Origin of the sequence: Leifsonia sp. 2MCAF36, from assembly GCF_052115525.1 — a bacterium.
Classification (GTDB): domain Bacteria; phylum Actinomycetota; class Actinomycetes; order Actinomycetales; family Microbacteriaceae; genus Leifsonia.
The window spans coordinates 114,582-127,158 of the sequence record NZ_JBFRGV010000001.1 but is presented as its reverse complement, the minus strand read 5'-3'; the positions used below and the strand labels follow the sequence as shown (position 1 = coordinate 127,158).

7 protein-coding genes are annotated in these 12,577 nt (G+C 68.1%); 3 read left to right on the top strand and 4 right to left on the bottom strand.

The window, feature by feature from the left end; all coding sequences use genetic code 11:
- Positions 1-91: 91 nt before the first annotated feature.
- The gene (locus AB4079_RS00575; RefSeq protein WP_441785330.1) at positions 92-832 is read left to right on the top strand and encodes a YoaK family protein; all 741 of its coding nucleotides are present in this window, start codon (positions 92-94) and stop codon (positions 830-832) included.
- Here the strand turns inward: AB4079_RS00575 and AB4079_RS00570 are convergent.
- Complete coding sequence (locus AB4079_RS00570) at positions 795-2,192, bottom strand: APC family permease (protein WP_441785329.1); 1,398 nt, start codon at positions 2,190-2,192, stop codon at positions 795-797. The genes AB4079_RS00575 and AB4079_RS00570 overlap by 38 nt on opposite strands.
- 191 nt (positions 2,193-2,383) lie before the next feature.
- On the opposite strand from AB4079_RS00570, the gene AB4079_RS00565 reads away from it, so the two are divergent.
- Positions 2,384-3,745, top strand: a complete 1,362-nt coding sequence (locus AB4079_RS00565) for a flavin monoamine oxidase family protein (protein ID WP_441785328.1) — start codon at positions 2,384-2,386, stop codon at positions 3,743-3,745.
- 65 nt (positions 3,746-3,810) lie between these two features.
- On the opposite strand, the gene AB4079_RS00560 is transcribed toward AB4079_RS00565, so the two are convergent.
- The 3 genes from AB4079_RS00560 to AB4079_RS00550 all read right to left on the bottom strand — a co-directional run bounded on the left by AB4079_RS00560 (position 3,811) and on the right by AB4079_RS00550 (position 6,580).
- Complete coding sequence (locus AB4079_RS00560; RefSeq protein WP_441785327.1) at positions 3,811-5,313, bottom strand: SGNH/GDSL hydrolase family protein; 1,503 nt, start codon at positions 5,311-5,313, stop codon at positions 3,811-3,813.
- A gap of 165 nt (positions 5,314-5,478) precedes the next feature.
- Positions 5,479-6,030, bottom strand: coding sequence for a hypothetical protein (locus AB4079_RS00555; protein ID WP_441785326.1), 552 nt, complete (start codon positions 6,028-6,030; stop codon positions 5,479-5,481).
- A gap of 241 nt (positions 6,031-6,271) precedes the next feature.
- Positions 6,272-6,580: a type II toxin-antitoxin system Phd/YefM family antitoxin gene (locus AB4079_RS00550; RefSeq protein WP_441785325.1), complete on the bottom strand. Its 309-nt coding sequence runs from the start codon at positions 6,578-6,580 to the stop codon at positions 6,272-6,274.
- Between the two features lie 65 nt (positions 6,581-6,645).
- Here AB4079_RS00550 and AB4079_RS00545 point away from each other — a divergent pair, with 65 nt between their 5' ends.
- A complete protein-coding gene (locus tag AB4079_RS00545) occupies positions 6,646-12,573 on the top strand; it encodes a DUF7507 domain-containing protein (protein ID WP_441785324.1) in 5,928 nt (1,975 codons plus the stop codon).
- Positions 12,574-12,577: the final 4 nt, after the last annotated feature.

Here is a 12,577-nt window from a genome sequence, read left to right as displayed (position 1 = left end):
ATTCGACAGGGCCGATTCAGGTCGCGTCGACGCCCGTGCGAACCTAGGAGGAGCCGCCCGACGCCGGCGGCTCGAACACCTCGGGAGACCTATGGACGCGAACACCGGACGACAGCGCGACCTCACCCTGGTGCTGATGCTCGCGCTCACCTTCTCGACCGGGATCGTGGACGCCGTGGGCTACCTGGGCCTCGACAAGGTGTTCGCGGGCAACATGACCGGCAACGTGGTGGTGCTCGGCATGGCTCTGGCCGGCGCAGAAGGCTTGCCGTGGGTGGGCCCGCTCATCGCACTGTTCGCGTTCATGGCGGGCGCCGTGATCGGCGGCCGGACCCTCCGGCGGGAGTCGGTCGGGTGGAACACCCGCACCAGCTGGTCCTTCACCGCGGTGGCTGCCGCGCTGGCAGCGCTCACAGCGGCCACCGTCATCACCGGTGGCGTTCCCCCGAAGCCGTGGGAGGTGGTGATCACGTCATTGCTGGCCGCCGCGATGGGGTTCCAGGCGGCCGTCGCACGCCACCTTGCGGTGAAGGACATCACCACCGTCGTGGTGACCTCCACCATCACCGGCCTCGCCGCGGACTCGCGGCTGGCCGGCGGGTCCGGTCAGCCGTGGCGCCGCCGGGCGGCCGCCGTCGTGCTGATCGCGCTGGGCGCGCTCGTGGGCGCGGCACTGCTGCGGGTGCACATCGCCCTGCCGCTCGGTCTCGCCGCGGTGATCAGCGCAGGCGCAGCCGTGCTCGGGCACATCGCCGCCCATGAGGCGCGGGGGAGCGCACCCGGGAGCGCACCAGTCAGTGGGACGCCCCCGACGGCGCGCCCTCGCGGGTGATGATGGCGGCGTCGCCGTCCTCATCCAGCTTCACCCGCAGCGGCTTGCGGAAAGCGCGGGTGATGACGAGCAGGGTGATGATCCCGATCGTCAGCCAGACGACGCCGTAGCTGAGCGCATCCAGGTGCAGGTTGGCCCAGAGGACGCCGGTCAGCAGCATCCCGACCCCGGGCAGGACGATGTTCCGCACGATCTGCCGGGCACCCCCGCGTTCGCGCCGACGGATGGCGAAGTGGATGATGACCGTCGCGTTCACGACGGTGAATGCGATGAGCGCACCGAAGTTGATCATCGACGAGACGAACTCCAAGGTGAACGCAGCCGCGAGCAGCGAGACCGCTCCGACCAGCAGCACCGCGGTCGCCGGCGTGCGGAACCGCGGGTGAATGTACGAGAGGCCACGCGAGAGGCGGCCGTTGCCGTTCCGGGCCATGACGTAGATCATGCGGGAGACGCTCGCGTGCGAGGCCAGGCTGGACGCCACGGCCGCGGCGACGGCGGCCGAGATGAACAGGAGCTGGAACAGCAGGCCGCCGGTCTTCAGCGCGATCTCGGGCAGAGTGTCGTCCGTGAAGTGGAAGCCGGCCAGGGTCGGGAACCTCGACTGGGCGAACCAGGCGGCGACGAAGAAGATCGCTCCGCCGATCATGAGGGCGAGAACGATCGCGCGCGGCACGGTCCGGGCATCCTTCGCCTCCTCCGTGTACATCGTGATCGCGTCGAAGCCGATGAACGAGAAGCAGACCACGGTCGCTCCGCCGATCACGGCACCCAGGTGGACGCCCGCGTGGAACAGCGGCGCGAGGCTGAACGCCGTGCCGTTGCCTGCGCCGGCGTTGATCGCGGTCCAGGTCAGCACGACGAACACGGCGATCAGGACGATCTGGAAGACGACCAGGATGCCGTTCACGCGCGACGTCGACGACATGCTGAACAGGTTCATCGCCGTGATGACGACGACGTAGCCGACGACCCAGATCCAGCCGGGCACCTGCGGGAAGAAGGACTCCAGGTACAGCCGCACGATCAGCGCGTTCACCAGCGGGAGCAGCAGGTAGTCGAGGAGGGACGACCAGCCGACGAGGAAGCCGACGTTCGGGTGGATGGTCTCCGAGGCGTAGGTGTATGCCGACCCCGCCGACGGGAACACCCGGGTCATCCGTCCGTAGCTGATCGCGGTGAACACCATGGCGACGAGCGCGAAGAGGTAGGCGGAGGGCACGACACCGTTCGTCTCGCCGGTGACGATGCCGAACGTGTCGAACACGGTCATCGGCGTCATGTAGCCGAGGCCGAGACCGACGATCGCCCACAGGCCGAGGGATCGTCGCAGCGACGTGGGTGCGGTGGTGGAGGGCACGCGAGCTCCTTCGCTCAATTCCGGGGTCGAGTCATCCTAAGCGCACCACGTGCGAAATCCGAAGCCAGGAGTGCGGATCACATAGCAAAAACCGTACATCTAGTAATAATTCAGTCGTCAAACTGCCATTTGACAGACGAATCCGGTAGTCTGCCTCTCGTTCACACACCTATGCAACGGAGCTGATAGCAATGAGCAGCATCGAACGGGACGTCGTCATCGTCGGCGCTGGAGCCTCCGGGCTCACCGCCGCGACGGAACTGAAGAAGGCCGGCCTGACCGTCGCCGTGCTCGAGGCGCGCGACCGCGTCGGCGGTCGTCTCTGGACCGACGACATCGACGGGGCGACCCTCGAGATCGGCGGCCAGTGGGTCTCGCCCGACCAGGATGCGCTCATCGACACGCTCGCCGAGCTCGGCCTCGAGACGTACAGCCGCTACCGCGAAGGTATCAACATCTACCTCGGCCAGAACGGCGAGCGCCGGACCTTCGAGGGCGAGATCTTCCCGGTCGCGCCCGCCACCGAGAAGGAGATCGTCGGACTCATCGAGCGGATGGACCAGCTCGTCGCCGAGATCGACCCCGAGCGTCCCTGGGCCCACCCGCGTGCGAAGGAGCTGGACGAGATCTCGTTCCGCCGCTGGCTGGAGACCCAGACCGACGACGAGGAGGCGCGACAGAACATCGGCATGTTCATCGCCGGCGCCATGCTCACCAAGCCGGCGCACGCGTTCTCCGCTCTGCAGGCGCTGCTCATGGCGGCCAGCGCCGGAAGCTTCTCGAACCTCGTGGACGCGGACTTCATCCTGGACAAGCGGGTCAAGGGTGGTCTGCAGCAGGTGCCGTTGCTCCTTGCGGAGCGTCTCGGCGACGATGTGCACCTGGGGGCGCCCGTGCGGACGCTGCGCTGGGATGAGACCGGCGTGACCGCGATCGCCGAGGGCGTCGAGGTGCGCGCCCGGTTCGCGATCCTGGCCGTGCCGCCCGTGCTGATCAGCCGCATCTCGTACGAGCCGCCGCTGCCCCGCCGGCAGCAGCAGCTGCACCAGCACCTGTCGATGGGCTTCGTGATCAAGGTGCACGCGGTCTACGAGACGCCGTTCTGGCGCGACCTCGGCTACAGCGGAACGGCCTTCAGCCCGTACGAGCTCGTGCACGAGGCGTACGACAACAGCTACCACGGCGACCCGCGCGGCACGCTGGTCGGCTTCGTCTCCGACGAGGCAGCGGACGGAGTCTTCCTTCTCACGCCGGAGGAGCGCAAGGCACGCATCCTCGAGTCGCTCGCGCACTACTACGGCGAGCAGGCGCTGAGCCCTGTCGTGTACTACGAGAGCGACTGGGGCAGCGAGGAGTGGACCCGCGGCGCCTACGCCGCCAGCTTCGACATGGGCGGTCTCGCGCGCTACGGCTCGGACTTGCGCACGCCAGTGGGCCCCGTCCACTTCTCCTGCAGCGACATGGCCGGAAAGGGCTACCAGCACGTCGACGGAGCGATCCGCGTCGGCCGGGCAACGGCGGCTGCCATCGTGTCAGCCGCGGTGCCCGCCTGACCCGACGTCGGGAGCAGTCACTTCACCGGCGGCTACCGCTCAGTGCCGCCGACAAGGGACTACTGCTAGCGCAGCTTCTGCTGCTCGCCGGTGCTCGTGACGTTCAGAACGACCGAGTCCCCCGCCTTCAGGGTGGTCGGCTGGAAGTACACGCGGTACCCGGGCACGTTCCTGACGGAGAGGTAGTAGCCGAAGTCTCCACTGACATGCGCGGCGTAGTTCCCGTTGATACGGGCCGAGATATCCGGAGTCGAGGCGAGCGAGTTGGTCGGGACCCAGATCTGCAGTTCGTATGAGTCGCCGGGGCCCTGCACGACCTGCCCCGTCACGCCTTTGAACGAGTCAGGTAGGGGAGTCAGCACCTGCCGCGTTCCGTCATCCGTCGTCAGCTCCACGACCTCTCCGGGCAGCACCGTCACCCGCTGGGAATACGTCCGGTAGTCGGCGGACGACCGGAGCGACAGGTACCAGCCGAATTCGCCGCTGACGTGGCCGAGGTAGGTGCCGTTCTTGCGCGCGGTCACCTCAGGGGTCGTGTGGAGGGTGCTGGTGGGGACGAAGACCTGCAGGTCGTACTGGTTGCCGCCCTGCGGTATCAGCTGCCCACGCACGCCGTGGAACGCCGGCTGGGTGCTGAGCGCGGAGGTGATCGCCTGGCCCTCGAGCCGCAGGCCCGCGGCGTTCGGGTGCATCGAACTCGGAGCCGGCGTGAAGCCGTTCAGCGTCAGCGGGTCGATGTACGGGGTGCCGGAGGTCGAACAGGCGGAGTGATCGGCCGCCGCCGTCATCAGCGACAGGTACTCGACACCGCTAGCTTCGGCGGCGAGCTCGGATTGTGCGTCCAGCAGCCGTTGGACGGAGTTGATCCACTCGAGGTCGGTGGTGACAAAGGGGAAGCTGGGGCCTTCGAGGTTCAGCGGGGAGAAGCATCCGCCGGCGGGGGTGTGGGCGGCATCGGGCATGAGCGGGAGGTAGCCGACAACGAGGATGCGGGCCTGCGGGTACGTGGCGCGGAGTTGTGTGAGGGTCGAGGTGAGTCGCGGGATGACGTCGGAGACGACCTTCGCCGCCACCTGGTCGACACCGTTGACCGTGTGCTCCTTCTGGCAGGATTCCTCGTCGCTGAGCACCGGGCCGACGGGTGAGCCGGCGAGACAGCTCTGCAGGATAGGGACGAAGCCGAGGTCGTTTCCGCTCATGGTCAGTGTGATCGTCCCGATGTCGGCGGCGGACGCGCTGGCCTGCGGCGGCGCACCTGTTGCCGATGGGGAGAAGACGTCCGAGAGCACCGCGTCGGCGCAGGTGTTGTCCGTCAACTGCACGCCCAGGTTCGCGGCAACTTGCGACGGATAGCTGGCGGGCGATTGCAGACACTCAGGGCGCGATCCCTTCACGCCGCCGACGCCTTGACCCGCGGCGTAGGAATCTCCCAGCGCGAGGTAGCCGGTGGGCGCGGCCGTGGCCGCCGAGACTGCGGTGAAAGACGCGACGACAGCCGCCAGGGACGCGACCAGCGCGATCCAACCGGTGCCATGCTTCCGCGTTCGCCGGGTAAGGGGAGCTGGCACCGTGAGTTTCGAGAACATAGCCGACCTTTCGTCGTGACCTCAGCAATCCGCACGACGCGAACCGCTTCGTCTACCTAGACGAAGCGGGTACCTGTTTCATGACGCGACCGCGAGCGATTTGTTACAAGAAGCCACGGGTACAACCCCTCGAGGACGCCGGGGTGGCTAGTGAGCCACCGGGCCGCCGGCCTGGTCGGAGGGCAATTCGATGGAGGGCACCGGTCGGGGTTTCGCGGGGCAGGCGGAGAAGGCTGCGGCGCCCGATCCGTTGCGGTAACCGAAATCGCATCCCGACGTCAGAGAGGCGTTGTCGAGGGCCACTAGCAGCGACTTGAGGGCCGCCGCAGCGGGCGCCTGCGCTGCTCTATAGGAAGCTTCATCGAGGCGCTGTGCAGGCCAGACCGCCCTGTCGAAGAAGACGCGCAGCGCGACATACGCGCGGTCGGTGACGTTCTGAAGCGCCGAGAACTGCTCGCCGCTAGAGTACCCGGCGGCCTTGGCGGCGGCGCTGAAGAGCTCCGTGGATGCGGCCTCGTCGCTGGTCTCGAAGTTTAGTCCCGCAGCCGCAACGGCCTCCCGCGCGCCCTCCGGGTCGATTTGGTATTCGTCCGCGGCCGCCATCGCATGAGTCGCGCGGTCGTACACGGTGTATGCGGCCGAGAGCCCCGACAGCGCGGCATTCTGCCGGTCCGCCATCACGATGGCGTCCGCGTTCATTGACTGTTGCGTGAGGGTGGTAATTCCCACCACGAGCGTGACGAAAATCAGCCCGACCGCAGCGAGCGGATTCAATATGAGGCCCCAACGCCGCCAGACAACCTCCGATTTGGACTCGAGCGGGGCGACCCTGACAACCCTGCCAATGGCTACGTGTCGACTACGGGAGAATCTCGTTGTCCGTACTCTCATCGATCGGTGCGCCTCCTTCGGCGGGCCAAATCAACGCTACCAGCGACACCTAGCGACCGCCCCAAAGCGGGCGATGCCGCCATGAGGGCGTGTCCGCGTCGACGGCGCGAATATCCGCGAGTTCTTCCGCATCTTCCAGCAGCCGCTCCAGCTGCCCCGAATCGATCACTGCTGCCACGGGCCGGTTCCGCCGCGTAAGGTACACCGGCTCGACCCGCGCCTCATCAATGATCGACGCCAGGTCAGCTCTTCTTGCGCGACGGCCGCGGCTCACTCTCCCCGTCGGCGAGCTCGTGAGCACACAGCGTTTGATGCTGTCTTTCAGTTCCGAGCTGAGCCGGAGTAGCTTCCGGCCCATCGAGGGGATATGAAATGCGATCGACTCTGCGTGTCGTAGCGCTTGCGACGGCCACCGTCCTCACCATGAGTACGGCCACACTGCTTGTCTCGGGTGGCCCGGCCGTCGCGGGGGCGGGAAGCGTCGTCTCCGGGGTGGCCTGGGCGGATACGAACCTCGATCAGGTGCACGAGGCCGGGGAGTCCGCCGTGGCGAACGCCGCTGTGGCGTTGCTGTCGTCGCCTGCCGGAACCGTGATCGCCACGACGACCTCGAACGCCCAGGGCCAGTACTCGTTCGTGAATGAACCCGACGCGTCCTACGTGGTCCGGGTCACGGCTCCTGCGCCGTTCACCGTCCCCGCGTCCCGCAGCGGAGACAACGACTTCGCCTCCGCAGGGACGCCCGCCCCGGGGCAACCGCAACTCGGGGACTCCCTGCCGTTCGCAATCGCCGGCGCGACCCAGCAGACCGGCCTCGACGCGGGACTCCAACCGCTCGCCACCATCCAGGTCGCCCCGCTCACTCAGGCGAATGCCTGCCAGAACCTGATCGTCACCGGATCCGCTCCCTTCGACGCGACCGACGGCGGCGGCATGGACTCCGGTCCGGCCAACTGCCTCGTCCGGACGGCCGACGTCACGTCGCAGAACTTCGGCGTGTCCCTGACCGGGCTGCCGACGGGCGCGTCCGTCTCCAATGTGGTTCTGGATGTGACGGCGTCGAGCGTCAACGGCGCACGGTTCGCCTTCTCGGGGCCGGGCACGGGCGGCTTGCCGACCGGGTGTCTCACGGCCGGGGTGACGCCACCCTCCAGCATCCAGAACAATCCGGACGGCTCCGTGGTGCTGCACTGCAACATGGGCACCTTCACGTCCGCTGTCGCCCCGATCACGATCTCCCTCACGCCCAATGGGACGTCACTGAACAATTCGACGTTCCATGTCACCGCGAGTGCGCACGCGTCGGGCGGCGACGCGATCTCGTCCAACACGGTCACCAACCCGGACGTGCAGGTGACCGGGGTTCCCGTGTGGGATGTGTCCAAGGCGGATTTCGGGTCGACGACGACGCCGACCACTGTCACGCTGAACGGCCAGCAGCAGGTCGGTTACGTGTTGGCGTACCTCATCGTCTTCCGTCCGCTGAACGCTAAGGGCGAGACTCTGTTGGCGAACCCGTTGACCTTCACCGATCGACTCAGCCTTCCGGGTGCGCTCATGTTCAACTGCAACACCTCCCAGAACGGAGGGGGCACCGGCCTCGGGTTGACCCCCGGCGCGATCTCGTGTCCGGCGCCAGGGACGCCTGCGGGCAACGGAATCACCGCGACCGTGACCGGAATGGCGATGCAGACCAGCGGCTACCATGTTCGCTTCTTCATCCCGCTGGACGATGCGTATCGGATGATCGACCCGACCTGGCAGCCGGGGGATCCCGTGCCGACCGGCTCGATCACTCCGACCAACGCCGTTATCGACACCCAGAACTACCAGGACGCCTCCGGCCAGCTGAATTACGGAACAAGCGCGACCCCGGGGTTCGAGCCAGGGTGGAATGGGACGACCGCCAGCGGTAACAACCTGATCACCGCGCCCACCCTGCAGGTGCGTCCGCCGACGCCGGGCATCCCGGGCAGCGGGAAGTCGTACTATTCGCTCCTCGGGGGATGCTGTTCACCGCAGGCGGCCGCAGGCAACGTCACCGGCTCGTCCGTTGTCCTGCACACCGATGCGCAGACGACCATCACCAACCCCGTGCTCGTGGACGCGTTCGACGTGTCTCTGTGGCGGATCGAGACGTTGCCGACCCCGCCGGCGGGTTATCTCGTGGAGTACGCCGTGGGTCCCAACACGACGAACCTGCAGACGGGGCCGCCGGTGAATGCCTCGTATCCGTACGACTCGACGGATCTCGTCGGCGCGGCGACGACGGGCAACCAGACGCCCGGGCCGTACGGTCCGTGGTCCACCGACCCGACGTCGTTCGGCGCGAACTGGCGCGACACCGTGAACATGGTGCGATTGCGCCCGATCGACCCGGCGACATTCCTCTCGACCAATTCGACCCTCAACCTCAACTTCACGCTCCGGGCCAGAGGTGTGTACAACGGGGGACCGAATGCCGGGCAGTCCATCCCGAAAGGGGTGGCCGCGCTCAACGAGGGCGGCTGGACCGACCCGACGAACGCCGCCCGGTGGTCGACGAACGAGGCCGTGCTCCGGTTCCAGCCGCTGCTGCTCGCGATCACGAAGACGGTGGCGCAGACCGAATACCTCCCGGGTGATGCCGTGCCCTGGACGCTGAGTCCGCAGATCACAGCGGGGTCGCCCGGACAGACCGTCCCTCAGGTCGTGGTCACGGACACGCTGCCCACGAACCTTGAACTCGATGCGCCGTGTACGCAGGCCTCGTTGCCGTCGGGTGTGGCGTTGTCGTACAACCCGGTGAATCGGGTCGCGACCTTCAGCTACGGCGATCTGACCATCCCGGGGAGCGGGCTGCCCTTCACCCTCACCCCCTTCACCGTCTGCACGACGGTGTCCACGCTGGCAGTGCCGGGGTCGACGTTGAAGAACAACGTCGCCATCTCGGCCCCGATCGCGCCGACGGCGACAGGCAGCGCGAGCATCACCGTGAACGGCACGGGCAAACTGGCCCTGCAGAAATCCGTGGATCGGCCACTCGTCGCACCCGGTCAGGCGTTCACCTGGCAGCTCGACTGGTCGAACACCTCGACGAACATCCCGTTCGCCGCCCCCGATCTGATCGACGTGTTCCCGTGGAACGGGGACGCGGCGGCCGGTTCGCTCTCCAAACGCGACCAGTACGCCTCCGACTTCACGGGCACGACGGGTATCGCTGCCGCCCTCGCGCCGCCGACCTATACGAGCGGATTGACCGGAGATGTCCCGGGCACCTGGTACTACGCGACCGCGGCGTCGTCGACCATCCCCCAGGATGCGCGGAACCCGATCAACACTGCGCCCGAAGCGCCGGGTGGTCTGTGGCTGACGGCGGCAGAGATCGCCGGCGGTCCCGGCTTCGGCGCCGTCACCGCCGTCCGTTTCGTCGCGGCCACGCAACTGGATGCCGGGCAGGCCGTGCGTGCCCTGACTCCCTCGTCGGCCACTCCGGCGACGGTCGGCGGCAGTCCTCAGCTCAACGGACTGTACGTCGACCGCGCAGAGATCTTCTCGGCGACCTTCCCGGACCAGCCGCTGCCCTCCAACGAACCCTACGTCCTGATGCCAGGCTGGTCGCTCGGCGACCTGGTCTGGATCGATCGGCACGTGAACGGGGTCTTCGATAGCGGCGACCTGGCCGCCGCCGGGGTGCCCGTCGAGGTCCTCGACGCCGGAGGAGTGGTCGTGGCCAGCACCGTGACCAATTCGGATGGCCGCTGGATCGTCCAGGGGCTGCACGAGGGGACGTACACGGTCCGCATCCCGGCCGCCGCCTTCCAGACCGGCGGCCCGCTCGCGGGCCTGCAGGCCCTGACCCTCGGCGCGACGAACGACCTCGCCGTGGGGGAGAGCATCGGCAACAAGAACAACCCGAGCGGAACTCCGGCCGTCGCCGGGCTGTCCAGTATCCCGATCACGCTCGCGTACACGACCGCGGCGGACGGGTCGATCACGGGCGGCAACCAGCCGACGTCGGCTGCCAGCGATCCCGGCCAGCTGCTCAACCCGTTCCTCCCCGCCGGTTTCATGAACACCAACCTGGACCTCACAGCCACACCGACCCCGGCCCTCACCATTCAGAAGTCCGCCGACGTCACGAGGGTCACCCGCCCAGGGCAGGTGGTGACCTATACGTTCCTGGTCAGCAACACGGGAGGCCTCGGCCTGACCGGCGTCAACGTCACGGACACGCCCGTCTCGCCGGCCGGGTCGCTGGATGCGGCGCCGGTGTGCGGCGTGACGGTGCTGGCACCGGGTGAGTCGACGACCTGCACCGCGACCTACACGACGACACAGGCCGATGTGGATGTGGGCTCCCTGGCGGACTCGGCGGTCGCTGGCGGGACTCCTCCCGGCGGCCTGCCCGACACGCAATCGCCGCCGGACGCCCTGGTGATCCCGGTGGACGCGCCCGCCGCCATCACCATCGCCAAGTCCACAGCGACGGCGACCGTCACCGCGGTCGGACAGCAGATCCCCTACGACTTCACGGTGACGAACTCGGGAGGTGTCACGCTGACGGGTGTCAGCGTCGCCGATACGGTCACGCGGCCCTCCGACCCGACGGGCCTCGGGCCGATCTCCTGCGCTGCGACCACCCTGGCGCCGGCGGCGTCGACCACCTGCACCGCGACGTACACGACGACGCAGGCCGACCTCGATGCAGGCTCCGTGAACGACAGCGCGACGGCGACAGGGTCGCCTCCGACCGGTCCCGCGGTTGTCTCGGCACCGTCTGTCGTGTCGGTTCCCGTCGCCGTTCCGGCGTCCATCGCCCTGGTGAAGTCGAGCAGCACCACGACAATCACGACGGCGGGACAGGGTGTCCCCTATACCTTCCTGGTGACGAACACCGGTGGTCTCACGCTGACCGGTGTCCGGATTGCGGACACTCTGGCGCCACCGTCCGACCCAGCGCGCTTGGGGCCGCTCACGTGCGCGGACACGGTGCTGGCTCCGGCCGCCTCGACGACGTGTACCGCGACATACACGACGATCCAGGCCGATGTGGATGCGGGTATGGCGGCGGACTCGGCGGTCGCATTCGGAACGCCGGGCGGTGGTCTGGCAGAGGTGTCGTCGCCGCCGTCGATCGTGTCGATCCCCGTGGTGGCGGCTCCATCGATCGCGTTGGTGAAGGCGACGACGACAGGCTCGGTCACGCAGGCTGGGCAGTCTGTTCCCTATACCTTCACGGTCACGAACACGGGTGCGCTCACGCTGACGAGCGTGTCGGTGGTGGACACGGTGACGCCGCCGTCTGACCCGGCGAACCTGAGCGCCGTGGTGTGCCCGGCGACGACGACTCTCGCCCCCGGCGCCAGCACCACCTGCACGGCCACGTACACGACCACCCAGGCCGACATGGATGCGCCGTCCGTGATCGACACGGCCGCCGCCACGGCGACCGCTCCGGACGGCACCGCGGTGCACTCGCCAGACGCGACCGTCACGATCCCGACCGTGGCGACGCCGGGTCTCACGGTCGTGAAGGCGGCGCCCGCGTTCGATGGGGCGTCCTTCGTTCCCGGTGGCACTATCCCGTACCGGGTCACCGTCACCAACGCAGGCAACGTGACGCTCACCGCTGTGCAGGTCACCGACGTCGGCTTCACCGGGAGCGGCACACTACCCCCGATAACCTGTCCGGCGACCGTGCTGGCGCCGGCGGCGAGCATGGTGTGCACCACCGACTACCTGGTGACCCAGGCCGATGTAGATGCCGGTTCGGTCAGCAACTCCGCCACGGCCACCGCCGACCCGCCCTCCGGCGCTCCGGTCGCCGGAACCTCGACCCCGCTGGTCCTTCCGGCGCCGCCGATACCCTCCCTGTCGCTCACGAAGACGGCCAGCCCCACACAGGTCGGCGCGCTCGGCGACACGATCGATTACACCTACGGCGTGACGAACACCGGGAATGCGACCCTCACCGGTGTCGCGATCACCGAGACGCACTTCACCGGCACCGGGACACTTGCGGCGCCGACCTGTCCAACGGGACCGCTGGCGCCAGGGGCACAGGTGACATGCACGGCCACGTATCACGTCACGGCCGCCGATCTGGCGAGTCAACGGATCGACAACACCGCCGTAGCGACAGCCTACGACCCTGCCGGGAGACCCGTTAGCTCGCCGTCCGCGGATGCCTCTGTCGCGGTGACCGTCCCCTCGACCACAGGCCACGGCGAACCGACCGCGGCAGGCTTGGCCGGGACGGGCGGCGACGCGCGAGACGGCCTCCTCCCGCTCGGTGCGTTGCTGATCGGGCTCGGGGCGGCATCCCTCATCCGCAAGCTCCGTCGGAGCGGCAGGACGCGTCGCGCCTGAGCGG